Here is a 25,509-nt window from a genome sequence, read left to right as displayed (position 1 = left end):
TTATGTATTACAAATTAGTTTTCAGGCGTACGGATAACTAGTACGTCACATTTAGCTGAACGTACAATAGCCTCAGATACAGAACCGATTAGGAAGCGTTCTACTGCATTTAGACCAGTTGCACCACAAATGATTAAATCTGCGTCTACGATGTTAGAAAGCTCTTTTGTTATGATATTTTTTGGAGAGCCATACTCGATGATAAGATTAACATTCGTTAAACCTTCATCTTCAGCTTGCTTTTTGTAACCATTTAATAGTTCTTCAGAAAATGCTTGAGCACGCTCTGCAATGGAACGGTCATATGCTTCGATAGCAGCAAATGAACGAGTATCGATTACATTTACTAGATTTAACACTGCACCTTCGTTTCGTTTTGCAACATCAATTGATTTACGAAACGCGTATTCAGCTTCTTTTGAACCGTCTACTGCAACAACAATGCTTTTATAATGATTAGCCATTTGAAAAACCTCCCTGATTTGTATATGTTGATTATACCAAATGATTTTCTAAAGGAAATACTTTCCGCAAGAAAAATTATGAAAATGTGAAGGCATTTCATGTAGAAATGTTAATTAATTATAAATATCTAATTCCCACTATTTGCAGTGTGTAAACGTCTTTTGATTGGTTTCAACTACACATGAATCAGCTCCATTAACTGCTACCTATACTCCTTTTTAGTTTTTAAATATAGTAATTTATAATGATATACAACGTTTGAATATTTGTTATTTTGGAAATCTTATAAATTTTATCTGTATTTGCATTAGTTAAAGCTTTTTTTGCAATTGTTTGGTAATATGGAAGTGCAAGGGGTGCATCAAGTTTAGTTACATAAATGATGCTTATTTCTTACGTTATGGAAGGGGATAGGAAACAATGAAGATTGGTATTCCAAAGGAAATTAAAAACAATGAAAACCGTGTAGCAATGACACCAGCAGGAGTTGTCACTTTAACACATGCAGGGCATGAAGTGTACATTGAAACAGGAGCGGGGCTAGGTTCAAGCTTTACGGATGCTGATTACATTGCAGCAGGTGCTCATATTGTTCGAACAGCTAAAGAAGCTTGGTCCCAAGAAATGATTATGAAGGTAAAAGAACCTGTAGCTTCTGAGTATGATTACTTCTACGAGGGTCAAATTTTATTCACTTATTTACACTTAGCGCCAGAGGTTGAATTAACTCAGGCACTTTTAAATAAAAAAGTTGTAGGAATTGCCTACGAAACAGTACAATTAGCAAATGGTTCATTACCTTTGTTAACACCAATGAGTGAAGTCGCTGGTAAAATGGCTACACAAATTGGTGCACAGTTCTTAGAGAGAAACCATGCTGGTAAAGGTATTTTATTAGGTGGTGTATCGGGTGTACAACGTGGAAAAGTGACAGTAATTGGCGGTGGTATTGCGGGTACAAATGCTGCAAAAATTGCTGTTGGCATGGGTGCTGATGTGACAGTTATCGATTTAAGCCCAGAACGTTTACGTCAATTAGAAGATATGTTTGGACGCGATGTTCAAACATTAATGTCTAATCCATATAATATTGCAGAATCAGTGAAAGATTCAGATTTAGTTATTGGTGCTGTATTAATTCCAGGCGCAAAAGCACCGAAACTTGTATCAGAAGAAATGATTCAATCAATGCAAGCCGGCTCTGTTGTAGTGGATATTGCAATTGACCAAGGTGGTATTTTTGCAACATCTGATCGTGTGACAACACATGATGATCCAACATATGTGAAGCATGGCGTTGTACACTATGCAGTTGCAAATATGCCTGGTGCGGTACCACGTACTTCTACAATTGCATTAACAAATAATACAATTCCATATGCACTTCAAATTGCCAACAAAGGCTACAAACAAGCTTGCCTTGATAATGCAGCACTGAAAAAAGGTGTGAATACATTAGATGGACAACTTGTTTATAAAGCAGTGGCAGATTCGCAAGGACTACCATTTGTCAATGTGGATGAATTAATTCAATAAACTTTGCTGGACAGAGAAAAAGGAAGCACACTAGTTGCTTCCTTTTTTGCATTATAGAATGATTAAATCTTTCGGGAATTTTGTTAATACTTCAACGCCATCTTTTGTAACGACAACATCATCCTCAATACGTACGCCTGTTACATCTGATTTATAAATGCCAGGCTCAATCGTAAAGACCATACCTTCTTCCATCGTCATCTCATTGGCACCTGTAACAGATGGGAATTCATGCACAGAAATACCAAGACCATGTCCAAGGCGGTGCGTGAAATATTCACCATAACCAGCCTCTGTAATTGTATCACGCGCAATTTTGTCTAAGTCCATCGCACGAACACCTGGTTTTACTGCTGCGACAGCATTTGTATTGGCAGCTAAAACAGTTTGATAAATTTCTTTTTGTGCTTCACTAGGCTCCCCAAAAGCTACAGTACGTGTAATATCTGAGCAATAGCCATCGTAAATAACGCCAAGGTCAAATAGTACCATATCACCTTTTTCAATTTTACGTGCACCTGGCTTCCCATGAGGAGAGGCAGTTTTTGGACCACTCAATACCATTGTTTCAAAAGACATTTTACAGCCTTTATCTTGAATGGCACTTTCGATCGCTGTTAGGATTTCCATTTCTGTTTTACCTTCAGCAATTTCCTTGCAACCGATTTCAATTGCATAATCGGCCAATTCAGCAGCTTTACGTAATTTTTCTAATTCACTTTCATCTTTGATTACGCGCATCGCATTAATTTTTTCGTCAAGACGCACAAAGCTAGCTTGAGGGAAAGATTGCTGTAAAGCTTCCAAGCGCTCAACAATGAGTTGTGCTTTTTCAATAGCAAATGTAGCTGGGGTGATTTGGCGTGCTACAATCGCTTGAGCAAGAACTTCCATCGAATTTTCTGTATCTTGATGACCAATTACCTCATAAGACCAACCAGCAGCCTTTGCATCTGGAATCTCCATTTGTGGACAAATTAGAAAAGGTTCCGCATCTTTAAAAATCATGACTCCTAGTAATCTTTCATGCGGATTACTTTTAAAGCCTGAAACGTAAAAAACATTGTCAGGTGTTGTTACGAATGCTGCATCGATATGATTTTGCTGCAAGTAACGTTGGATTTCTTCAACCTTTGACATCAATATGTCCTCCTTTTAGTGCATTGAAAATTTTACGTAAGAAAGCTTCGACTGCCGAAAAAAGTAGCGAGGTTTCTTATCGAGTACTGAATAATTATGCTCTAACAGGGTATAAAGCTGTTAAAGAATACTACCATTATTCTCTGTACAAGCATATCAAAAAAAGGGAAAAAGCGCATGGGTAGCGAATTAAAATGTTGGACTGTACTTTGTTAATCGAGGAGGATGTTAAGATGAAAATAAGTTATCATGGACATTCAGTTGTCAAAATACAAACAAATGGAAAAACGATATTAATTGACCCTTTTATTAATGGCAATGGGCAAACAGACTTAAAAGTGGCTGACGAAGCGCCAGATATTATTTTACTTACACATGGCCATAATGATCATGTTGGAGATACAGTAGAATTAGCGAAGAAAAAAGATGCGCTAGTCATTGCGCCAAATGAGCTGGCTAATTGGATTTCTTGGCAAGGTGTAAAAACACACCCAATGCATATAGGTGGTGCGAAGGAATTTGACTTCGGTAAAGTAAAGTTTACACAAGCCTTTCATGGCTCTTCTTATGTAACAGAAAATAACGAAATAATTTATATGGGCATGCCTGCTGGAATTTTATTATTTATTGAAGGATTAACAATTTATCATGCGGGCGATACAGCTCTTTTTGGTGATATGAAACTAATTGGTGAACGACATCCAATTGATATTGCATTCTTACCAATTGGTGATAATTTTACAATGGGGCCAGAGGATGCAGCGTGTGCAGTTTCGTTTTTAAAGCCGAAAATTGTCGTACCGATTCATTACAATACATTCCCACCAATCGAGCAAGATCCACAGATTTTTGCAGATTTAGTACAAAATACAGAAGTTCAAATTTTGAAAGCTGGCGAAAAAGTAAACTGTTTCTAATCGTTGGTAATGCTGTACTATATGAATTGACACCACGCTGGTAGTTGAAATGATGGGGAAAGTTAAACAATTTCATCACTTTATATTAAATATTTTCATAAAAAATATGGTACACTAAGAGCAGAATTGAAGCTTAGGAAATAGGTGATATTTTGTCTACAAAACATGAGAAAATTTTACAATACATCGAATCACTACCCGTGGGCGATAAAATTTCAGTACGGCAAATAGCAAAGGAAATGCAAGTGAGTGAAGGAACAGCTTACCGTGCAATTAAGGAAGCTGAAAATCGTCGCTTAGTAAGTTCTATTGAACGTGTTGGAACAATTCGTATTGAGAAAAAAAAGAAAGAAAATATTGAGCGCTTAACTTTTGCAGAAATTGTTAATATTGTAGATGGCCAAGTTTTAGGTGGTAAATCAGGTCTACATAAAACACTAACAAAATTTGTTATTGGAGCTATGCAATTAGAGGACATGATGCGTTACACTGATGCAGGTAGCTTATTAATTGTTGGTAACCGTATTAAAGCACATGAGAATGCCCTTCGAGCGGGGGCAGCTGTTTTAATCACCGGCGGTTTTGATACTACGGAAGATAATAAGTTGCTTGCAGATTCATTAGATTTACCAATTATTTCAACAAGCTACGATACGTTTACAGTAGCAACAATGATTAACCGGGCAATCTATGACCAATTGATTAAAAAAGATATTCTTTTTATCGAAGACATTTATGTACCGATGACTGACACTGCAGCATTAAAAAATGATGAAACAATTCATCATTTCCAGAAGCTGAATGAACGTACAACCCATGGTGCATTTCCTGTAGTTACCCACCAAAATAAATTGGTCGGTATGATTACCGTAAAAGACGTCATTGGTCGTGAAGAAAACGAGCTTATTGAAAAAGTAATGACGAAAAACCCAATTGCTGGCTCCATGAAAATGAGTGTCGCTTCGGCAGGGCATCGAATGATTTGGGAGGGGATTGATCTCTTACCAATTGTAGATGACGACAATATTTTACAGGGTGTTATTAGCCGTCAAGATGTACTGAAGGCGTTGCAATTAGCACAAAGACAGCCACAGCATGGTGAAACGATTGATGATTTAGTGAAAAATGAAATGAAGGTATTAGGTGATGAAGAACTCATCGTTGAATTTAAAGTCACACCACAAATGACCAATCAATATGGAGCAATTTCATACGGTGCTTTTACAACTTTACTAGCTGAGGTCGGTTCATTCGCATTAAAACGACGTAAACGTGGAGATGCAGTGGCAGAGAATATGACTATTTACTTTATTAAACCAGTCCAAATGGAAAGTACGCTAACTGTTAAGCCTCGGATTTTAGATATGAGTCGTAAGTTTGTGAAGATGGATTTTGAAGTGTATAATCAACAAATGCTTGTTGGTAAGGCAATGATGATGTTCCAACTATTAGAACGTTAAGTATTGAAAAGGGATGGCCTAGCGCAATTGCTTGGTCATCCCTTTGTTACATATATTATTGATTAATGCGGAATTCTTCCTCAACAAATTGTCCATAATGACGTGCTTTTTTTATATTTTCTACAATAACTAAGATGCCGAGCGCGGCAAGAATTGCTACAATAATAAATGTAAATAAGCTCGGGAATAAATAAGCTTGATTTAAAGCAAATGACAATATTAAGGAACCTAAGCCGATGTTCGCTTTGCTTTTATACCAGTTTTTAGCAATAGGTAATGGAGAACGGAATTGTTTTGTTTTAAAATAAAAATAAAAAACAAAAGATATGATAATCGCAAACACAAATATTAAATTGAGCATAGTAAACCTCCTAGCATAACTAGACATTATTGTAACGATAATTATGTAAAAATGCTAACGGTTCTTACTATCATTTTGGGGGAAATTATTGTGAAAAGACAAATCATCGACACAATTGAGGCCAATGAAACCATTATTATCCACCGTCATGTACGTCCTGATCCTGATGCTTATGGCTCACAGCAAGGCTTAAAGGAGATTATTTTAGCCAATTATCCTGAGAAAAAGGTTTTTGCTGTAGGGGAACATGATGCTTCTTTATCTTTTATGGCACAGCCTGATGAAATAGCGGATGAAGTGTATGAAAATGCTTTAGTTATTGTCACTGACACGGCTAATACAGAACGTGTTGACGACCAACGCTACACAAAAGGAAAAATGGTGATAAAAATTGATCATCATCCAAATGATGATGCTTATGGTGATCTTTTATGGGTGGACACGACAGCAAGCTCTTGTAGTGAAATGATCTATGAATTATATGAAGAAGGCAAGGAAGTAGCAAACTGGAAACTTTCAGATGCTGCTGCACGCTTATTATTTGCAGGAATAGTGGGCGATACAGGCAGATTCCAATTCCCAAGTACAACAGCTAAAACATTTAAAGTTGCTGCGGATCTGATTACATATGATTTTGATCGAAACCAACTATTTGATGGCATGTACGAAATGGAGCAAAAATTACTTAATTTACAGGGATATATTTATCAAAACTTTACAATGGATGAGCATGGAGCTGCCTATGTGAAGCTAACAAAAGAATTACTGGCAGAGCATGACACTGTGCCATCTGAGGCTTCTTTATTAGTAGGCTGCCTAGGCAGTGTTAAAGATATATGCTCATGGGTTGTTTTCATTGAAGAGGGGGATCAGATCCGTGTACGATTACGTTCGAAGGGTCCCATTATCAATACATTAGCAAAAGAATTTAACGGTGGCGGACATCCGCTTGCATCTGGTGCTACTGCCTTTTCATGGGAAGAAGCAGACCTCGTTATTGCAAGATTAAAAGAGATTTGTAAAGCGTATCATTAACAGAGAAAAGGAAGGGATTCATTTGACACATGTATATACAAAGATGCATACGAGCGCGGATTTATTGAAAAGCACAATTCGGCTTGAGCAATTGATTCCTTTTTTACAAGAACAAAAGACACAAGCCTGTGCAATCGTTAATACGAAATTGTACGGGCTTTTGCCTTTTTGTAAAGCATTGCAGCAAGTAAATATCCATGCGGTTATAGGGCTTTCGGTTAACGTTCAGTGGCATGATAAAACGCTTCCCCTCGTCCTGTATGCGCAGACGCAGGAGGGCTATCAACATTTATTAAAGATTAGTAGTGCGATTTCAATTAGACAAGATGATGTGCTGCCTTGGAAATGGCTTGAGGGATATTCAGCAGGTTGTATAGCGCTACTTTCTTCAGACGATTTAACAGATGTAGATGACTGGCAGGCAATGGTTTCTGCTTTGGTCCAACTGTTTAACCATCACCTCTATATGGGGATTGCTAGACCTGGAGGGATAAAAGCTGAACAAGAAGATGATTTCGTTTCTTGGTGTGAAGAACATGCTATTGCACTTGTAGCCTCTCAAAGCTGTTATTTCTTGCGTCCAGAAGATCATTTTGCTTATGAAGTAGCAAGAGCAATTGATACAGGAGAAAAGCTTGGTAATACTATGCAAACAGCTGATGTACAGGGCTATTTTGCCCCAACAGCATTCGAATGGCAAAATTGGTTTGCGGATCGTCCAGATTGGCTTGATGCCAGTACGAAAATGCTTGCTTGCTGTAAAGCTGATTTACCAAAAATGCCTGTGCAAATGCCTAAATTTCCTGTACCTGAAGGTGAAACAGCTGAAAGCTTGCTTGTTAAAGAAGCATTTACTGGATTAGAAGAGCGATTCAAGCAACTGGCAATACCCGGTGCTTACCATGAACGATTACAGTATGAACTAGAAATTATTTGCTCTATGGGCTTTGCTGACTATTTTTTGGTTGTGGCGGATTTTATGCGATATGCAAAAGAAAATCGAATTTTGACGGGACCTGGACGTGGTTCCTCAGCAGGTTCGCTTGTGGCATATAGTCTTTCGATTACCCAAGTAGATCCACTTGCCTATGGTTTATTATTCGAACGTTTTTTAAATCCTGAAAGAATTACCTTACCTGATATTGATATCGATTTTGTTGATAGTAAAAGGCATCAAGTCATTCAGTATGTTGCCCAAAAGTATGGCAAAGCTAATGTCGCACAAATTATTACATTTGGTACATTGTCTGCAAAAGCAGTTGCCAGGGATGTTGCACGGGTATTTGGCTTTGATGCGGAAATGCTAGAAAAAATTTCGAAGATGATTCCAAATAAGCCGGGAATTACATTACAAAGAGCTGTAGCAGAGTCACAGGACTTTCAAGGCTGGTTAGCGGAGAATGATAAGCATTTGCGTTGGTACGAGGTGGCGTTAAAATTGGAGGGCCTACCAAGAAACTCGTCTATACATGCAGCTGGTATTGTCATCGCTCCATCGCCTTTAGTGAATACTGTACCGATTGAAGAAGGGCATGATGGTATTTATAGTACGCAATGGCCAATGGGAGATATTGAAGCATGTGGTCTCGTCAAAATGGATTTTTTAGGCTTGCGCAATCTCACTATTTTAGAGCAAATACGTTGGTCAATTTATAAAGCTGGTGGTCCTTGGATAGAATTTGAGCGAATCCCACTGCATGATGACAAGACGTTTCAACTATTACAAAGAGGGGATACGCTGGGGATTTTTCAATTAGAATCAGACGGTATGAAGCAAGCCTTGCGTGATATCTGCCCTACAACCTTTTTAGATATTGTGGCTGTAAATGCACTTTATCGCCCAGGTCCAATGGATTTTATTCCTGTCTATGCAAAACGGAAGGCTGGCAGAGAAATGGTAACGATGCCACATCCAGTGCTAGAGCCTATTTTACAAGAGACCTTTGGTGTGATCGTTTATCAAGAACAAATTATTAAAATTGCATCAGTACTGGCCGGCTTTACAATGGGACAGGCAGATTTGCTTCGCCGAGCAGTGAGTAAAAAAAATCGACAAGTTTTAGAGGAGCAACGCACAGCATTTGTTCAGGGGGCGCTACGCCAAGGCTTTGATCAGCGTTTAGCTGAAGAAGTATACGAACTGATTGTACGCTTTGCGGATTATGGTTTCCCTAAAAGTCATGCAGTGGCCTATAGTGTTATTTCCTATCAAATGGCTTATTTAAAGGCGCATTTCCCTCAAAACTTTTATGCAGCGTTATTATCAAATGCCACGGGAAATGTAGAAAAGATTCAACAATTTGTCCATGAGGCAAAAGATAAGGGCATCCCATTTTATCCACCTTCATTAAAAAGTAGTACGAAATATTTTACGGTGGAAAAGGAAGGCATTCGCTACAGCTTATCAGGAATTAAAGGTGTGCCTCATACATTTATAGAAAAAATACATGGACTCCGTCAAATAAATCCAGAGGTATTAAATAACCTATTTGATCTAGCTGTTGCCTTAAGTGCGCAGCATTTTAAGCCAAAAGTGTTGGAATCATTGATATATGCTGGGGCGCTTGATTATCTAGAAAAAGATAGAGCCGTCCTCATCATGACAGTCGAGGCAGCTTTGAAACACGCAGAACTTTTAAGGCCAACTGAAGATATTGATTTAGCATCAGCAATGGCATTTAGTTTTGGTAAACCAAAATATATGCAGGCAGAAGCAATGTCCCAGAAGGAAAAATTGATGCATGAAAAAGAGAGCTTGGGCTTTTATATTTCTACCCATCCAGTTGCACAGGAAAGACTCTTCTGGGCGGATATCAATAGTACCTGTCGAGAGTTGAAGCAGAAGCGTGATGGTACCTCCATAAAAATGATTGGTCTGATTGAAGAAGTGAAGAAAATCCGTACGAAAAAAGGTGAGCAAATGGCTTTTGTTCAGCTACAGGATGAGTTTGGAACAGTTTCCACTACATTTTTTCCACAAACCTTTCAGTTGGTCCAAGACCTGCTGGTAGAGGAGGAAATGTTATGGATTGAAGGTGTTTTAGAAAGACGTTTTGGCAAGCCGCAAATCAAAGTAAAACATGCGCAAACGACGAAAAAGATATAAAATGAAACAAGAAATTAGAAACTGCATTAAATTTTATGCAGTTTTTTCTTTACTTTTGCACAGTTATTTTGTAAGCTAGAGTCAACGTTAAAAAGTGGTCAGACCACTTTTTTGATAAGGGGAGTTAGTCGTATGGATAAAAAAACCGAACAAAAAAAAGTGTTTTTAGAAATCGTCCAACAACTACGTCAACTCATTAAAATGGAAAAAATTCAAGCAGGTGAGAAGCTACCTTCCGAACGAGTTCTATCAGAGCGTCTAGGTGTCGGGCGATCCTCTGTGAGAGAGGCTTTGCGAAGCTTAGAGTTGCTAGGGCTTATTGAAACGAGACATGGTGGTGGTACTTTTCTTGCGTCCACACATAAGCATCAGCTCGTAGAAATACTGTCGATGTTTATATTAGAAGATGAAAAATCAAAAAAAGATGTCGAATTAACGCGACAAATTCATGAAATGGAAGCAATCCGCGTAATAAGTTGTACAGAGATTCTTCGCACACTACCTGTGTGGGATAGTTTTTTTGTGAAACTAGAAATAGAAGGTACAATTAATTGTCGAGATATTTTAAGAGAACTATTAATTACGACAGGTAATCGTCTTTCATTAAAAATCTGGTTTCAATTAGCAGCTTATGATGGCGACCGTTTAAATCGAAACTCAACAGAAGATGAAAAATTAATGATTCAAACGATGTTGAAATCGATGCAGCTGGGTTACGAAAAAGAAGCATTAAAAGCTTATGAGCAGTGGATGAGTACTGTACAGAGCATTTAGACAACAACAAAGGGGGAGTCGAACATGGCAATACGTAGCTTATTTAGTGGTAATCGAAAAAAGAAAGAGGACGGGCAAGAAAAGGCATTTCCAGAAGGGTTAATGACAAAATGTCCTGAATGTCGTCACATTCAATTAACAAAAGAATTAGAAAAAAATCATAAAGTATGTACAAAATGTAGTCATCATTTCAAAATGACTGCTCAAGAACGTGTGGACTATTTCTTAGATGAAGGCTCATTCGAATCCATGGATGATCATTTACAAACAAGTAATCCTCTTAATTTCCCAGCGTATGTTGAAAAAATTGCAGCAGACCAAGAGAAAACAGGCTTGAATGAGGCTGTCCTAACAGGCGTTGGTACAATAGATGGGGAAGAAATTGTCGTAGCGATTATGGATTCGCACTTCCGTATGGGGTCAATGGGCTCTGTAGTCGGTGAAAAAATTACGCGAGCAGTAGAGAAGGCAACTGAACTAGGTGTACCATTTATTATCTTTACCGCTAGTGGTGGTGCTCGTATGCAAGAAGGCGTATTATCATTAATGCAAATGGCGAAAACTAGTGTCGCATTAAAACGCCACAGTGATCAAGGCTTATTGTTCATCTCCATCTTAACGCATCCAACAACAGGCGGAGTTTCAGCAAGCTTTGCTTCTGTTGGTGATATAAATATTGCAGAGCCACAGGCTTTGATTGGCTTTGCAGGGCGACGTGTAATTGAAGAAACTGTACGAGAAAAACTACCAAGTGATTTCCAAACAGCAGAATTTTTATTAGAGCATGGTCAGCTTGATGCCATTTTCCATCGCAAAGATTTACGTAAACAAGTTTCTTTACTTGTAAAAATGCATACGAAAGGCGGCGTACAACATGTCTAAAAATTTAGCATTTGAAGAACCAGTCGTACAATTACGTGAGAAAATTGATGAATTAAAAACAATTGCTGCTGAAGCAGAAGTTGATATGTCTGGTGAAATCGAGAAGCTTGAAACACGTTTATCACAATTAGAGCAATCGATTTATGCCAATATGAAGCCGTGGGATCGTGTGCAAGTAGCAAGGCATCCAGAAAGACCTACAACGCTTCAATATATTGAAGCAATGTGTGAAGATTTTATTGAATTACATGGTGATCGTACATTTGGTGATGATGCAGCCATTCTTGGTGGGATTGCCATTTTCGAAGGGCAACCAGTAACAATAATTGGACATCAACGTGGTAAGTCTACTAAGGAAAATATCCGTCGTAATTTTGGTATGCCTCATCCAGAGGGGTATCGAAAAGCACTACGCTTGATGAAGCAAGCTGAAAAATTCAAACGACCAATTATTTGTTTTATTGATACAAAAGGTGCTTACCCAGGGAAAGCTGCTGAGGAACGTGGTCAAAGTGAAGCAATCGCTAGAAACCTTGTAGAAATGGCTGGCTTAACTGTGCCTGTAATTAGTATCGTTATTGGTGAAGGAGGAAGTGGTGGTGCATTAGCATTAGGTGTAGCAAACCGTGTCTTTATGCTTGAGAACTCGACTTACTCTGTTATTTCGCCAGAGGGAGCGGCATCTATTTTATGGCGTGATGGTAGTCTGGCTAAGCAGGCAGCAGAAGCCATGCGTATCACAGCACCTGATTTGAAAGAACTTGGTGTAATTGATGGCATTATTCCTGAAATTATTGGTGGAGCACATCGCAATGTAGCAAAACAGGCCCTTTCTATTAAAGAATGCATTAGTGACACACTTCATGCATTAAATTCTTTAAATGGAGAACAATTAGTTGAAGATCGCTATGAAAAATTTAAAAAAATTGGACAGTATACAGAAGTGTAAATCTGTTTGTAAAAAGATGAATGTTGTTTACTTTAATAGGATATAAAATTTAAAAGCTATATATTTGCTCGTTAAGAGACAAAATTTGTTTCTTAACATATTAAAAAGCTATAAAAATTAAAGAAGATAATAGCGCATAATAAACGCCAGACTTCTTGAAAAAATGTTAGATTTAGGATGTTTTTAGGTGGAAAGAGTGTGTGAAAGCGCATTCTTTTCATTTTTTATGTAAAAGTTATGTTTTTGTATCCCCAGAACCCTTACATAGTTTGTTTTTTCATGTTAATGTGAATAATAATAGTAACTGCAGGAGGTTCGACAATGAAAAAAATTGCTGTATTAACTAGTGGTGGAGATGCGCCTGGAATGAACGCTGCTATTCGAGCGGTCGTTCGTAAGGCAGCATTTCATGGAATTGATGTTGTCGGAATTAAGCATGGTTATGAAGGCTTAGTAAAAGGATTTATGGAAGAACTTGATTTAGGTGCAGTTGGTGGTATTATCCAACGCGGTGGCACGCATTTGAATTCGGCAAGATGCCCAGAATTTAAAGAAGATGCTGTTCAGCAACGAGGTATTGAGAATTTACGAGCTGCTGGTATTGAAGGACTTGTTGTCATTGGTGGTGATGGATCTTATCGAGGTGCCATGGATTTGGTGAAAAAAGGCTTCCCTGTTGTAGGGGTACCTGGAACAATTGACAATGATATTCCTGGAACTGAATATACGATTGGCTTTGATACAGCCCTAAATACAGTAGTAGAATCCATTGATAAAATCCGAGATACTGCTACATCTCATGAAAATTCTTTCATTGTAGAGGTAATGGGACGTGATGCAGGAGATATCGCTTTATGGGCAGGTCTTGCTGCTGGTGCTGAAACAGTTTTAATTCCAGAAGAAGATTATAATTTAGATGATATTGTCGCACGCTTAGATCGTGGTGCTGCACGTGGTAAAAAGCATAGTATTATTATTGTGGCAGAGGGTGTTATGTCAGGAAGTGAGCTGGCAAAACTGTTAAAAGAAAAAACAGGAAAAGAAACACGTGTTTCAGTATTAGGTCATATCCAACGTGGTGGATCACCTACAGCAAGAGATCGCGTATTAGCGAGTCAGTTTGGCGCACATGCAGTTGAATTACTTATGGAAGGCAAGGCTGGTCGAGCAGTAGGTATTCGCAATCATCAAGTCATTGATTATGATATGCCAGAGGCTTTTGAAAAGAATCATGAGGCTGATGTAAGCCTATATACACTAATGAAAGAACTATCAATATAATTTGTTATAAAACGGAGTGGGCAAAAATGAGAAAAACAAAAATCGTATGTACAATTGGACCTGCAAGTGAGTCACCAGAAATTTTAGAAAAATTAATCGAAGCAGGTATGAATGTAGCCCGCTTGAATTTTTCACACGGATCACATGAGGAACATGCAGGGCGTATTCATTTAATTCGTGAAGTGGCACAAAAATTAAATAAACCAGTGGGAATTTTACTTGATACAAAGGGACCAGAAATTCGTACACATAACATGAAAAATGGCGAGCTTCATTTGTCAGCAGGTCAAGTAATTGATATTTCAATGACAGAAGTAGAAGGTACTGAGACGAGCTTTTCTGTCACATATGAGCGCTTAATTGAAGACGTTGAGCAAAATTCAATTATTTTACTTGATGATGGACTAATTCAACTACGTGTATTAGCAACGGATATGGAAAAAGGATTAATTCATACAATTGTTGAAAATGCTGGCGTACTAAAAAATAAAAAGGGTGTTAACGTACCAGGTGTTTCTGTACAACTACCAGGTATCACAGAAAAAGACGCACAAGATATTTTATTTGGTATCGAACAAGGTGTTGATTTTATTGCTGCTTCATTTGTTCGTCGTGCAAAAGATGTTCTTGAAATTCGTGAATTGCTTGAACAAAATGGTGGTAGTCATATTCAGATCATCCCCAAAATTGAAAACCAAGAGGGTGTCGATAACATCGATGAAATCATCCTGGTATCTGACGGTTTAATGGTTGCTCGTGGAGATCTTGGTGTTGAAATTCCAGCAGAAGAAGTACCACTTGTACAAAAGAAATTAATTCTAAAATGTAATCAAGTTGGTAAACCGGTAATTACGGCAACTCAAATGTTAGATTCCATGCAGCGTAACCCACGACCAACACGTGCAGAAGCAAGTGATGTAGCCAACGCAATTATTGATGGAACAGATGCTATCATGTTATCTGGTGAAACTGCCGCAGGTCTTTATCCAGTTGAATCGGTACAAACGATGAATAAAATTGCACAACGTACTGAAAATTCATTAGATTATCGATCAATTGTTTCTACACGTAGTCGTGAGAAAGAAGCAAATATGACAGAGGCAATTTCACAAGCTGTAGCTTATACTTCTATCAACTTAGGGGTGAAAGCCGTATTAGCTCCAACTGAAAGTGGTAATACAGCGAGAATGATTGCGAAATATCGACCAGGAGTGCCAATTGTTGCCGTAACAGGCTCTACAAATACAGCTCATACATTAACACTAGTATGGGGCGTATACCCAATTGTGTGTCAACGTGTGACAACAACAGATGAAATTTTAGAACTAGCTGTGGATGAAAGCTTGAAGCATGGTTTTGTTACACATGGAGACGCAGTTGTCATTACAGCAGGTGTACCTGTAGGTGAAGCGGGTACAACAAACTTAATGAAAGTTCACATTATTGGAGATTTACTTGCACGCGGACAAGGGATCGGAAAAGCATCAGTTGTTGGTAAAACAGTGGTTGCTAAAAATGCTGCTGAGGCACTTGCCTACGATACAGACGGATGCATTCTTGTTACAGTCGGTTCAGATCGTGATATGATGCCTGCTTTAGAAAATTGTATTGGCCTAATTACTGAAGAAGGTGGACTTACTAGCCATGCAGCAGTTGTAGGGTTAAGCCTAGGTATTCCAGTAATCGTTGGTGTAAAGGAAGCAACTACATTAATCCGTCATGGTCAAGAAATTACAATGGACGCTGAAACAGGTGTGATTTACAAAGGACATGCAAGCGTTCTTTAATAATTAACAAAAACCTCTAGTGCGGTTTGTTGTACTAGAGCTTTTCCATAAAGGTTGTACACACACTTTATGGAAACTATTAATTCCTTCCTTTAACAGAAGTTGCTTTCTCATAGAATAGGTCTATTCATTTTTTTATGAAACTAAACGGGCTATAATAACGTATAAAAGGTATAGCTTTTCAAGTAGAAAGGAGAAAAATATGCGAAAAATTTTTCTTGGTTTCATTGTCTACACATTAGCCGAATTGACGTTATTAATAGTCATTGGACAAAATATTGGTGTTTTAAGTACATTATTGCTCATTATTGCTACGAGTGTGATTGGGATTTATGTCATGAAAAATAAAGGTATGAACTCTGTTCAAAATGTGAAAAATACATTGGCACGCGGAGAAGCGCCAGGAGCTGCATTAGTGGATACTTTCTTAACTTTTGGTGGTGGTTTGCTTTTAGCGTTACCTGGATTTTTAACAGATATCCTAGGTTTATTCCTACTCATGCCATTTTCTCGAAAAATGTTCCAACCCATTGTCTATTACTGGATGCGTAAAAAAATGAAAAAAGGTCAATTCATCATCGTTCAAAGATAGAGTTTTCTTTCAGTTTTACAGCTAGAAATAAAAAGATAGGGCTCAGTAATATACCATAAAAGCCAAATAATAGAATAGAGGCAGCGCTGATAAAGAATGTATGGAATGTGCGTAGCTGAAGCGTATTGGACCAAAGCATCGAATCGGCTAGCTGCCTTGTTAATTGTACAAATAAATAGAGTAGTAAAATGGCCACACATAAAAAGGTATTGCCATTGAAATAAAAATAAATGCTCATTGGCACAAGAAAAACGCCAATTCCGAAAAACGGTAGTACATCTGCAAATGCTACAATAAATGCTTTAATAATGGCTTGTTCAAATTGAAGGATCATAAAGCCAGCACAAAGAATGAGTAGGGTAATCGTAAATAATTGAAACTCTACAAATAAGAAATAATGAAAAAGTTGCATGATTTTTGCAAAATGAGATTGCCACTCTTGACGATATTTTTTAGGCACATATTGAAAGAACCAATAGCGTGATTTACGTGTTTCTAGAAGCGCAAAGTAATAAGCGACTAAAAAGATGAAAACCTCAATGACATGCTTCATTAATAATTGGAAAAGATCTGCTGTATATACGATGATGGAATCGAAAATGGACAGTGATTTTTCTTTTAAAATTTGTACAAACATGGATTCATATTCACTGAAAAGCGGGAAATTTTGTAAAGTCTCTCGAATTTCTGGGAAAATGACGATAATACTGTTAATAGATATGACAACTAGTAGAAAAATACAGGTTAATATTAATACTTCCACAATAATTGCTGCAATCCAATACGCAATCCTACAATATTTGTGTAAAAAATTTATGATAGGATACGTCGAAAATGATAAAAAAATTGCGAGTGACACAGGTAATACAAACCAAAGTATGACTAAATAAAAAATAAATAGCAAAACGCTCGTAGTTCTTTCGTATGAAAAATACTTTAAATTCCTCATTTTTACAAATTCACCCCAAACCAATTGATAAATTAATGTCAAAATATACAAAAAAATCTCTTTAGGACAATTATATAGTCGTTCGGACGTCTTTTTCTTTATTTGGAGGATTTTCATTCACAAAGCTGTCAAAAATGATTATAATAGCAATGTAAGCGATTTACTTAATGGTTCATATGAGCAAAATTCGTAAATGCAACATAAAAAACGCATTTGCAACAAAAAAATAAGTATGAGGGAGCGATAATTTATGTCAGCAACTAAAGGTTTAGAAGGTATCGTAGCAGCGGAATCTAAAATCAGTTCAATTATCGATGACACACTTACATATGTTGGTTACAACATTGATGATTTAGCAGAAAATGCGTCATTCGAAGAGGTAATTTACCTGTTATGGCATACTCGTTTACCAAAAGAGGACGAGCTAGCTGAATTAAAACAACAATTGGCAGACAACATGTCAATTCCGCAAGCGATTGTCGACCAATTTAAAACATACCCACTTTCAACTGTACATCCAATGGCTGCATTGCGTACTGCAGTATCTTTACTTGGTGTATTCGATGAAGAAGCGGATGTTATGGATCCAGAAGCAAACTACCGTAAAGCAATTCGTCTTCAAGCTAAAATTGCTACAGTAGTAACTGCTTTTGCACGTGTTCGTAAAGGTTTAGAACCAGTTTCACCAAAACCTGAACTAGGATATGCGGCAAACTTCTTATACATGCTTAAAGGCGAAGAGCCAGCAGATATTGAAATTGAAGCATTTGACAAAGCATTAGTATTACATGCTGACCATGAGTTAAATGCATCTACATTCACTGCACGTGTATGTGTAGCTACATTATCTGACGTTTATTCAGGTGTAACTGCAGCGATCGGTGCATTAAAAGGACCACTTCACGGTGGAGCAAATGAGCAAGTTATGAAAATGTTAACTGAAATTGGCTCACTTGAAAATGTTGAATCTTATATTCAAAATAAATTAGACAACAAAGAAAAAATCATGGGCTTCGGTCACCGTGTATATCGTAAAGGCGACCCTCGTGCTCCGCATTTACGCGTAATGTCTAAAAAATTAACTGAGCTAACTGGTAAACCAGAGCTTTACGAAATGTCAGTTAAAATCCATGACATGATCGTAGAACAAAAGAAATTACCTGCAAACGTAGATTTCTTCTCTGCGTCAGTGTATGATTCTTTAGGTATTGATCATGACCTGTTCACACCAATTTTCGCAGTATCACGTACTTCAGGTTGGGTGGCACATATCCTTGAGCAATATGCTAATAACCGCCTAATCCGTCCACGTGCTGAGTATGTTGGACCAGGCATGCAAAAATATGTTCCAATCAGCGAGCGCTAATTTGGAAAATATGCTAGAATGTTTGGGACTGTGTTATCACTAACACAGTCCTATGATTATGAATTTAGGAGGCAACAGAATGTCAAACAAAATTGTAGTTGAAAATGGCGTACTTAATGTACCAAACAATCCAGTAATTCCTTTCATCGAAGGTGATGGAATTGGTCCAGATATCTGGGCAGCAGCATCACGCGTAATTGACGCAGCAGTAGAAAAAGCTTATAACGGTGAAAAGAAAATTGAATGGTTAGAAGTTTTAGCTGGTGAAAAAGCATTTAACCAAACTGGTGAATGGTTACCACAAGAAACTTTAGACAAAATTAATGAATACTTAATTGCAATCAAAGGTCCTCTTACTACACCAATCGGTGGTGGTATCCGCTCTCTTAACGTAGCATTACGTCAACAACTTGACTTATATGTATGCTTACGCCCAGTACGTCACTTTGATGGAGTGCCTTCTCCAGTTAAACGCCCAGAAGACGTTGATATGGTTATCTTCCGTGAGAACACTGAAGACATCTACGCTGGTATTGAATTCGAATCTGGTTCAGAACAAGCTCAAAAAATCATCAACTTCCTACAATCTGAATTTGGTGTAAATCAAATCCGTTTCCCAGAAACTTCTGGTATCGGTGTTAAACCTGTATCTAAAGAAGGTACTGAGCGTTTAGTACGTTCTGCTATCGAATACGCAATTAAACATAAACGCCCATCTGTTACTTTAGTTCATAAAGGTAACATCATGAAATTCACTGAAGGTGGATTCAAAAAATGGGGTTATGAATTAGCAGAAAAAGAATTTGCTGATCAAACTTTCACTTGGAACCAATACGATGCTATCAAAGCTGAACAAGGTGAAGAAGCAGCAAACAAAGCTCAATCTGATGCTTTAGCAGCTGGCAAAATCTTAGTGAAAGATTCTATCGCTGATATCTTCTTACAACAAATCTTAACTCGTCCAACTGAGTTCGATGTAGTAGCTACAATGAACTTAAATGGTGACTATATTTCTGATGCTTTAGCTGCACAAGTTGGTGGTATCGGTATCGCTCCAGGAGCTAACATTAACTATGTTACTGGCCATGCGATCTTCGAAGCTACTCACGGTACAGCTCCAAAATATGCTGGTTTAGATAAAGTAAACCCATCTTCAGTATTACTTTCAGGTGTATTAATGCTTGAACACTTAGGATGGCAAGAAGCTGCTGACATGATCACTCAATCTGTTGAGAAAACAATTTCTTCTAAAGTTGTTACTTATGACTTCGCACGTTTAATGGACGGCGCTACAGAAGTGAAATGTTCAGAATTCGCTAATGAGTTAATCAAAAACCTATAATTTTCTATTCTACAATAGAATTTATCGCTAAAGCGGATGCTTTTTTCTGCCGATATAATTAGGGTGACAGTAAATTTTAATTGAATATTTACGATAAACTTGTTTAATTGAGGGAGTGAGATGGAAGTCTCCTCCCTCTTTTAAAATATATAACCTAATTTTAAAGGAGCGTATTCAAATGTCTCTGAAACGAAAAAAAATCTCAGTTATCGGTGGCGGTTTTACAGGCGCTACTGCAGCATTTTTAGCAGCTCAGAAAGAACTTGGTGACGTCGTATTAGTGGATATTCCACAAGCAGAAAACCCTACAAAGGGTAAGGCGCTAGATATGTGGGAGGCAGCACCAATACAAGGGTTTGACTCTTATGTGCAAGGTACTTCCAATTATGCAGATACGGCGAATTCTGACGTAGTGATCATTACCGCTGGTGTTGCACGTAAACCAGGTATGAGCCGTGATGACCTTGTTCAAATCAATCAGAGTGTTATGAAAACTGTTTCAAAAGAGATTGCTACGCATTCACCAAATGCTACAATCCTTGTACTGACAAACCCAGTTGATGCCATGACATACACAGTATACAAAGAAACTGGCTTCCCTAAAAACCGTGTAATTGGTCAATCAGGTGTTCTTGATACGGCTCGTTTCTGTGCATTTGTGGCAGAAGAACTTAAGATTTCAGTGAAAGATATTACTGGTTTTGTATTAGGTGGTCACGGTGACACAATGGTACCGTTAACACGTTATTCATTTGCTGGTGGTATTCCGTTAGAATCACTTATTTCTGCTGAACGTTTAGAAGAAATTGTTGACCGAACGCGTAATGGTGGAGCAGAAATTGTCAACTTACTTGGTAACGGCTCTGCCTATTATGCGCCTGCTGCGGCACTAATAGAGATGGCTGAAGCTATTGTAAAAGACCAAAAACGTATTTTACCATCTATTGCTTATTTAGAAGGCGAGTACGGCTATCATGATTTATACTTAGGTGTTCCTACATTACTTGGCGAAAACGGTATTGAAAAAATCTTTGAGCTAGAATTAACGGACAAAGAAAAAGCAGCTTTAGATCAATCGGCAGAAGCAGTTCGTAATGTGATGAAAATTTTAGTGTAGAATATCAGTCTAAATCTTAAAACGAGTAGGGAATGTTCCTGCTCGTTTTTTATATTTCCAGGGTTGAGAAAGGTAAGGTTCTTCTGCTTTTCATTGTACTTTTAGCATAAAATTGATACTATGAATGTAGTATGATAGAAAAGGGGTTGGCGTATCTTTGCTTCAAAAAAATAGTAAACTTGGTCTCACAATCGATGAAATTACAGTTGGCGAGAAAATCCATATCACTGAAAAAATTGAAGATAGGGATCTATTGCTTTATTTAGGCCTTACAAACGATAGTAACCCGCTTTATATTCAACATGATTATGCGGCTATGACACATTTTCAAAAGCCAATTGTGCCGACAATTATGTTAAATGGTATTATTACATCAGCTGTGTCAAAGTATATTCCAGGACCAGGTGCACGAATTATTGAGCAACATTTGAAATATTTAGGACCTCTCTATCATTATGAATTGTTCGATACGCTATTAGAGGTTACAGCAATCAATAAATATGACAATACCATCACTGTATCTGTCCACTCATATAATGAGCAGAAGCAGCTTGTAATTGAAGGTTTATTGCTTGTGACTCCACCACTTGCGCTATAGACGTCTTGAGATTTGAAATGGGGGTTTCAAATCACTAACGGAGGCATTAGACATGACAAAAACGATTTTAGTAATTGAAGATGAATTTTCGATTGCAACATTATTGAAATATAATTTAGAACAGGCAGGCTATGTAGTGGAAACGGCTGCTGATGGTCAGGAAGGGCTTGAAAAAGCAATCGACTTACAGCCAAATTTAATTCTTTTAGATTTGATGCTTCCAAAACTAGATGGCATGGAGGTCTGTAAACAAATACGACAGCAACGTATGAATACGCCAATTATTATGCTAACTGCTAAAGATGACGAATTTGATAAAGTTCTTGGTCTTGAGTTGGGAGCAGATGATTACATGACAAAGCCTTTTAGTCCTCGTGAAGTTTTAGCGCGTGTCAAGGCTGTATTAAGACGTTTCACGCAAAACGTAGTCGCAGATGATAAGGATGAGGCGCAGGAAAAAATGTATGAGTTTGGACAACTGCGAGTGTACCCAGAGCGATTTGAAGTATTTTTACAGGATGAGGCACTGGAATTTACACCAAAAGAGTTTGAGCTACTCATCTATTTACTTGAAAATAAAAATCGTGTATTAACACGTGATCAGCTATTAAGTGCTGTATGGAAATATGATTTTGCTGGCGATACTCGAATTGTGGATGTACACATTAGCCACCTTCGCGATAAAATTGAAGAAAATAGCCGTAAGCCGATGTTTATAAAAACAATTAGAGGTCTTGGTTATAAATTTGAGGAGCCGAAAACGACATGAAATCGATGAGCAACCGCTTATTCTTGACATTCATGCTTTTACTTGGAACGATACTAGCTGTCCTAATGATTGTTATAGGTCAGCTTTTTCCTGTTTATATCGAGCAATATAACGAGCAAGCAACCACTGAGATACGGACATCAATGGACCAAGTAATCGATGAACGCAAAATGGATTTAACGAAGGAAGATCAGGAAGCTTTGTACGCAGCTCAGGCTATGGAACGAGACGAATCATTATTGAACTATGTGCGTGCTCGCCTTTACGGAGTACTGGCTATTCTCTTTACCATCACGTTGATATTAATAGCAATTATAAGTCGTTATATGATACGTAACTTTACTGCACCGATTGATAATGTGACAGACACTGCCCTTGAGCTTGCAAAGGGTAACTATCGTGCACGTGCTCAAGAAAATGAGCATGAACGGATGATACCACTGAGTCATTCCATAAACATATTGGCACGGAATTTGCAAGATATTACAACGATACGTGAAGTAGAGGAAGAAAGACTGAAAACCTTAATTGAAAATATGGGGAGCTCCCTTATGATGATTGGTCGTGAGGGGAATATTTCCATTGTAAATCGAGTATTTCTGGAGCGCTTTGGAATGCAGCTTGATGATGTACAAGGAAAGGTTTTTCGTACAATAGGCTTACCTAAATCATTAGAACAATTTATCGATCATGTTTTTCTGACAGAAATGCCTTATCGACAACAAATTAAAATGGAAGTACAGCAAGAACTTTATAACAAAGAAGTTTATGGGGCACCGGTCATCGGGGACCACGGACGATGGCTAGGCGTTGTTATCGTTATGCATGATATAACGGAACTAGTTCGATTAGAACAAATTCGGAAAGACTTTGTTGCGAATGTATCACATGAATTACGCACACCTATTACATCTATTAAAGGCTTTTCAGAAACTTTATTGGATGGGGCCTATAAAGACGAAAAAATGCTGATTTCCTTTTTGGAGATTATATATAAAGAAAGTAATCGACTTCAAATGCTGATTCAAGATTTACTAGAGCTCTCAAAGATCGAGCAGCATGGTTTTACTGTCAATATTATGCCGATGGGCTTACAGGATGTTCTAATTCGTGGAGCAGAATTGACAGCTCCGCGATTGGATGAAAAAAATATGAGCTTCCAGGTGGATATCGAACGAGATGTCCAGGTTATGGGGGATGCCAATCGTATCATTCAGATTGTGACGAATTTAATTACCAATGCGATTACATATTCACCTGAAAACACGACTGTTTCTATTCGATTAAAGGAAAATGAAACACATGGCATTATCGAAATAGAGGATCAAGGAATTGGTATTGAAAAACATGAAATAGCGCGCGTTTTTGAAAGATTTTATCGGGTGGATCGAGCGAGAAGTCGTAATTCTGGTGGAACAGGCTTAGGCTTAGCGATTGTTAAGCATTTAGTCGAGGCGCATCATGGCCGAATTCAAGTAGAGAGTGAAGTCGGCATAGGAACTAAAATGATTGTCATGATTCCGAAAAATTAACAAATCCTTTACATGAACAACATGTTACATTCATATTTGGGCACTATACTTATTTCTAGAAACCCCCTATATGATTGTTAAGACGATGACCATAAAAATCTAATAGAAGATTTTTAACTGCTTTATATTCCCCACAGAAAGAATTTAGTGTTTTTTAGACACTAGGTTCTTTTTCTGTTTTACAGGGAACGTAAATAGGTGTAAAGTATAGTAGCATAAAGTTTAACAACCATCTTACCCGCGATTGTCTGTTAGACGAACGCTTTGACAGTCAGTGAATCAACCTTCTTATCATTCGAATCGTGTTTTCCTGACTGTTGAGGCAGAGAAAAAAATGAGAGAAGGATGACCATGAAAATCGTCAAAAGTATCGTGCAAATCGGCTATCTTTATATCCTATTATTAATCGGAAATACTATTGCACGCCTACTTCACTTGCCGATTCCAGGGAGTATAATAGGACTTGTCCTATTATTTTTACTGTTACAGTTTCATATAATCAAGCTTGAATGGATTGAATTAGGAGCAGCCGTACTATTAAGTGAACTCTTATTATTCTTTATTCCATCTGCCATTGGTGTTATTGATTATCATGCCTTATTTGGTGTGCAGGGAATGAAGGTTGTGCTGGTCATTGTTGTGAGTGCCATTGTGGTAATGTTTGTAACGGGGTATACAGCACAATGGCTAGAGCAGCGAAAGAAGGGTGATGCGATATGACTTTATTAATCGCCATTGTCAGCTTACTTGGGACCGTTGCTATTTTTTATATTTGTAAAATGTTTTATAAAAAATATAAAAAAGAATGGCTGACACCTATGCTGATTACACCTTTAGTCATTATAGGTATTTTACTACTGACAGGTATATCTTATAAATCCTACAATTCTGGAGCGAGTGTCTTAACAAATTTACTAGGACCAGCAACCGTTGCGTTTGCCGTTCCTATATATAAAAATGTCAACCTATTAAAAAAACACGCATTTGAAATTTTCATCAGCATTGCTGTTGGTTCAGCGGTTGCTATTGTGTCATCCTTTATGATGGCTCTATTGGTGGGCTTAAATGATGAGTTGGTGCATAGTTTAGTGCCACGTTCTGTAACAACACCTATTGCGATGGATATTTCTAATATGATTGGTGGTTCTCCTACGCTTACAGCTGTTTTCGTTATGACGACTGGTATTTTAGGAAGCTTGTTAGCACCAATCGTTATCAAAGTATGTCGTTTTCACAGACCTTCATCTAGAGGATTAATGCTTGGTATGGGTGCTCATGGAACGGGTACATCAAAAGCATTTGAATTTGGAGAGCTAGAAGGCACATTTGCTAGTCTAGCGATGATCGTTGCTGCATTAATTAGTATTGTATTATCCACTACCATTTTCCCAGTATTTGAACATCTGGTTATCAATATCCTGTTGCCCTAAAAGGTAACAGGATTTTTTTGCATTCATAAGCTTTTATTAAGAGTTAGATACAGAGGATTCTGTCCTTTACAATCATTATATGAAAATATTTTGAAACTTTTTATAAGGGTTCACCGTAAAC

General features: G+C 37.7%; 23 protein-coding genes. 19 read left to right on the top strand and 4 right to left on the bottom strand.

All coding sequences use genetic code 11. The features are described 5' to 3' along the window. Positions 1 to 14: 14 nt before the first annotated feature. The gene (locus C7B89_RS20580) at positions 15 to 464 is read right to left on the bottom strand and encodes a universal stress protein (RefSeq protein WP_004226191.1); all 450 of its coding nucleotides are present in this window, start codon (positions 462 to 464) and stop codon (positions 15 to 17) included. Positions 465 to 885: 421 nt separating this feature from the next. Between C7B89_RS20580 and ald the strand changes: the two genes are divergently transcribed. After that, entirely contained in the window at positions 886 to 2,001 is a 1,116-nt protein-coding gene (ald, locus tag C7B89_RS20575; protein WP_115674497.1) for an alanine dehydrogenase, read from the top strand. A gap of 51 nt (positions 2,002 to 2,052) precedes the next feature. On the opposite strand, the gene C7B89_RS20570 is transcribed toward ald, so the two are convergent. After that, positions 2,053 to 3,141, bottom strand: a complete 1,089-nt coding sequence (locus C7B89_RS20570) for a M24 family metallopeptidase (RefSeq protein WP_004226198.1) — start codon at positions 3,139 to 3,141, stop codon at positions 2,053 to 2,055. A gap of 233 nt (positions 3,142 to 3,374) precedes the next feature. Between C7B89_RS20570 and C7B89_RS20565 the strand changes: the two genes are divergently transcribed. Continuing rightward, positions 3,375 to 4,058, top strand: coding sequence for a metal-dependent hydrolase (locus C7B89_RS20565; protein ID WP_016994815.1), 684 nt, complete (start codon positions 3,375 to 3,377; stop codon positions 4,056 to 4,058). Positions 4,059 to 4,210: 152 nt separating this feature from the next. After that, entirely contained in the window at positions 4,211 to 5,518 is a 1,308-nt protein-coding gene (locus C7B89_RS20560) for a DRTGG domain-containing protein (protein WP_004226205.1), read from the top strand. 55 nt (positions 5,519 to 5,573) lie between these two features. On the opposite strand, the gene C7B89_RS20555 is transcribed toward C7B89_RS20560, so the two are convergent. Then, the gene (locus tag C7B89_RS20555) at positions 5,574 to 5,879 is read right to left on the bottom strand and encodes a YtpI family protein (RefSeq protein WP_048393558.1); all 306 of its coding nucleotides are present in this window, start codon (positions 5,877 to 5,879) and stop codon (positions 5,574 to 5,576) included. A 90-nt stretch (positions 5,880 to 5,969) separates the two neighbouring features. On the opposite strand from C7B89_RS20555, the gene C7B89_RS20550 reads away from it, so the two are divergent. The 8 genes from C7B89_RS20550 to C7B89_RS20515 all read left to right on the top strand — a co-directional run bounded on the left by C7B89_RS20550 (position 5,970) and on the right by C7B89_RS20515 (position 16,285). Then, positions 5,970 to 6,914, top strand: coding sequence for a DHH family phosphoesterase (locus C7B89_RS20550; protein WP_115674496.1), 945 nt, complete (start codon positions 5,970 to 5,972; stop codon positions 6,912 to 6,914). 22 nt (positions 6,915 to 6,936) lie between these two features. After that, complete coding sequence (gene dnaE / locus C7B89_RS20545; protein WP_115674495.1) at positions 6,937 to 10,020, top strand: DNA polymerase III subunit alpha; 3,084 nt, start codon at positions 6,937 to 6,939, stop codon at positions 10,018 to 10,020. A 132-nt stretch (positions 10,021 to 10,152) separates the two neighbouring features. Beyond that, a complete protein-coding gene (locus C7B89_RS20540; protein ID WP_115674494.1) occupies positions 10,153 to 10,794 on the top strand; it encodes a FadR/GntR family transcriptional regulator in 642 nt (213 codons plus the stop codon). A gap of 24 nt (positions 10,795 to 10,818) precedes the next feature. Further along, positions 10,819 to 11,676, top strand: coding sequence for an acetyl-CoA carboxylase, carboxyltransferase subunit beta (gene accD / locus C7B89_RS20535; protein ID WP_048393568.1), 858 nt, complete (start codon positions 10,819 to 10,821; stop codon positions 11,674 to 11,676). Then, positions 11,669 to 12,625 (top strand): acetyl-CoA carboxylase carboxyltransferase subunit alpha, encoded by a 957-nt coding sequence (locus tag C7B89_RS20530; protein ID WP_004226227.1) that lies wholly within the window; start codon positions 11,669 to 11,671, stop codon positions 12,623 to 12,625. Before accD ends, C7B89_RS20530 begins: the two co-directional genes overlap by 8 nt. 321 nt (positions 12,626 to 12,946) lie before the next feature. Further along, the gene (gene pfkA, locus C7B89_RS20525; protein WP_048393573.1) at positions 12,947 to 13,906 is read left to right on the top strand and encodes a 6-phosphofructokinase; all 960 of its coding nucleotides are present in this window, start codon (positions 12,947 to 12,949) and stop codon (positions 13,904 to 13,906) included. A 26-nt stretch (positions 13,907 to 13,932) separates the two neighbouring features. Beyond that, a complete protein-coding gene (gene pyk / locus C7B89_RS20520) occupies positions 13,933 to 15,693 on the top strand; it encodes a pyruvate kinase (RefSeq protein ID WP_048393575.1) in 1,761 nt (586 codons plus the stop codon). A 202-nt stretch (positions 15,694 to 15,895) separates the two neighbouring features. Then, a complete protein-coding gene (locus C7B89_RS20515) occupies positions 15,896 to 16,285 on the top strand; it encodes an FxsA family protein (protein ID WP_048393577.1) in 390 nt (129 codons plus the stop codon). On the opposite strand, the gene C7B89_RS20510 is transcribed toward C7B89_RS20515, so the two are convergent. Then, positions 16,269 to 17,234, bottom strand: coding sequence for an AI-2E family transporter (locus C7B89_RS20510; protein ID WP_208644746.1), 966 nt, complete (start codon positions 17,232 to 17,234; stop codon positions 16,269 to 16,271). The genes C7B89_RS20515 and C7B89_RS20510 overlap by 17 nt on opposite strands. A 250-nt stretch (positions 17,235 to 17,484) precedes the next feature. Between C7B89_RS20510 and citZ the strand changes: the two genes are divergently transcribed. The 8 genes from citZ (at position 17,485) to C7B89_RS20470 (ending at position 25,388) form a co-directional block, all read left to right on the top strand. Beyond that, a complete protein-coding gene (citZ, locus tag C7B89_RS20505) occupies positions 17,485 to 18,600 on the top strand; it encodes a citrate synthase (protein WP_048393579.1) in 1,116 nt (371 codons plus the stop codon). 79 nt (positions 18,601 to 18,679) lie between these two features. Then, a complete protein-coding gene (icd, locus tag C7B89_RS20500) occupies positions 18,680 to 19,942 on the top strand; it encodes an NADP-dependent isocitrate dehydrogenase (RefSeq protein ID WP_048393581.1) in 1,263 nt (420 codons plus the stop codon). A 178-nt stretch (positions 19,943 to 20,120) separates the two neighbouring features. Next, on the top strand, positions 20,121 to 21,059 hold the full coding sequence (gene mdh / locus C7B89_RS20495; RefSeq protein WP_048393582.1) for a malate dehydrogenase: 939 nt from the start codon (positions 20,121 to 20,123) through the stop codon (positions 21,057 to 21,059). Between the two features lie 157 nt (positions 21,060 to 21,216). Then, the gene (locus tag C7B89_RS20490) at positions 21,217 to 21,657 is read left to right on the top strand and encodes a MaoC/PaaZ C-terminal domain-containing protein (protein WP_115674492.1); all 441 of its coding nucleotides are present in this window, start codon (positions 21,217 to 21,219) and stop codon (positions 21,655 to 21,657) included. Between the two features lie 52 nt (positions 21,658 to 21,709). Beyond that, positions 21,710 to 22,426 (top strand): response regulator transcription factor, encoded by a 717-nt coding sequence (locus tag C7B89_RS20485; protein WP_016993215.1) that lies wholly within the window; start codon positions 21,710 to 21,712, stop codon positions 22,424 to 22,426. Then, positions 22,423 to 23,958: a two-component system histidine kinase PnpS gene (gene pnpS, locus C7B89_RS20480; protein ID WP_048393584.1), complete on the top strand. Its 1,536-nt coding sequence runs from the start codon at positions 22,423 to 22,425 to the stop codon at positions 23,956 to 23,958. Before C7B89_RS20485 ends, pnpS begins: the two co-directional genes overlap by 4 nt. 351 nt (positions 23,959 to 24,309) lie before the next feature. Then, complete coding sequence (locus C7B89_RS20475) at positions 24,310 to 24,678, top strand: CidA/LrgA family holin-like protein (RefSeq protein WP_048393586.1); 369 nt, start codon at positions 24,310 to 24,312, stop codon at positions 24,676 to 24,678. Next, on the top strand, positions 24,675 to 25,388 hold the full coding sequence (locus C7B89_RS20470) for an LrgB family protein (protein WP_004226253.1): 714 nt from the start codon (positions 24,675 to 24,677) through the stop codon (positions 25,386 to 25,388). The genes C7B89_RS20475 and C7B89_RS20470 overlap by 4 nt, the downstream gene beginning before the upstream one ends. Positions 25,389 to 25,509: the final 121 nt, after the last annotated feature.

Source organism: Lysinibacillus capsici (assembly GCF_003367505.1).
Classification (GTDB): domain Bacteria; phylum Bacillota; class Bacilli; order Bacillales_A; family Planococcaceae; genus Lysinibacillus; species Lysinibacillus capsici.
Note: the sequence above shows the minus strand (reverse complement) of the source record. Positions and strands in the feature narration are given on the sequence as shown.

Excerpts from the sequence above, each read along its gene's own strand:
- C7B89_RS20580 (WP_004226191.1), bottom strand. The coding sequence starts at position 464 with ATGGCTAATCATTATAAAAGCATTGTTGTTGCAGTAGACGGTTCAAAA.
- ald (WP_115674497.1), top strand. The coding sequence starts at position 886 with ATGAAGATTGGTATTCCAAAGGAAATTAAAAACAATGAAAACCGTGTA.
- C7B89_RS20570 (WP_004226198.1), bottom strand. The coding sequence starts at position 3,141 with ATGTCAAAGGTTGAAGAAATCCAACGTTACTTGCAGCAAAATCATATC.
- C7B89_RS20565 (WP_016994815.1), top strand. The coding sequence starts at position 3,375 with ATGAAAATAAGTTATCATGGACATTCAGTTGTCAAAATACAAACAAAT.
- C7B89_RS20555 (WP_048393558.1), bottom strand. The coding sequence starts at position 5,879 with ATGCTCAATTTAATATTTGTGTTTGCGATTATCATATCTTTTGTTTTT.
- C7B89_RS20540 (WP_115674494.1), top strand. The coding sequence starts at position 10,153 with ATGGATAAAAAAACCGAACAAAAAAAAGTGTTTTTAGAAATCGTCCAA.
- accD (WP_048393568.1), top strand. The coding sequence starts at position 10,819 with ATGGCAATACGTAGCTTATTTAGTGGTAATCGAAAAAAGAAAGAGGAC.
- C7B89_RS20530 (WP_004226227.1), top strand. The coding sequence starts at position 11,669 with ATGTCTAAAAATTTAGCATTTGAAGAACCAGTCGTACAATTACGTGAG.
- pfkA (WP_048393573.1), top strand. The coding sequence starts at position 12,947 with ATGAAAAAAATTGCTGTATTAACTAGTGGTGGAGATGCGCCTGGAATG.
- pyk (WP_048393575.1), top strand. The coding sequence starts at position 13,933 with ATGAGAAAAACAAAAATCGTATGTACAATTGGACCTGCAAGTGAGTCA.
- C7B89_RS20515 (WP_048393577.1), top strand. The coding sequence starts at position 15,896 with ATGCGAAAAATTTTTCTTGGTTTCATTGTCTACACATTAGCCGAATTG.
- C7B89_RS20510 (WP_208644746.1), bottom strand. The coding sequence starts at position 17,234 with ATGAGGAATTTAAAGTATTTTTCATACGAAAGAACTACGAGCGTTTTG.
- citZ (WP_048393579.1), top strand. The coding sequence starts at position 17,485 with ATGTCAGCAACTAAAGGTTTAGAAGGTATCGTAGCAGCGGAATCTAAA.
- icd (WP_048393581.1), top strand. The coding sequence starts at position 18,680 with ATGTCAAACAAAATTGTAGTTGAAAATGGCGTACTTAATGTACCAAAC.
- mdh (WP_048393582.1), top strand. The coding sequence starts at position 20,121 with ATGTCTCTGAAACGAAAAAAAATCTCAGTTATCGGTGGCGGTTTTACA.
- C7B89_RS20485 (WP_016993215.1), top strand. The coding sequence starts at position 21,710 with ATGACAAAAACGATTTTAGTAATTGAAGATGAATTTTCGATTGCAACA.
- pnpS (WP_048393584.1), top strand. The coding sequence starts at position 22,423 with ATGAAATCGATGAGCAACCGCTTATTCTTGACATTCATGCTTTTACTT.
- C7B89_RS20475 (WP_048393586.1), top strand. The coding sequence starts at position 24,310 with ATGAAAATCGTCAAAAGTATCGTGCAAATCGGCTATCTTTATATCCTA.
- C7B89_RS20470 (WP_004226253.1), top strand. The coding sequence starts at position 24,675 with ATGACTTTATTAATCGCCATTGTCAGCTTACTTGGGACCGTTGCTATT.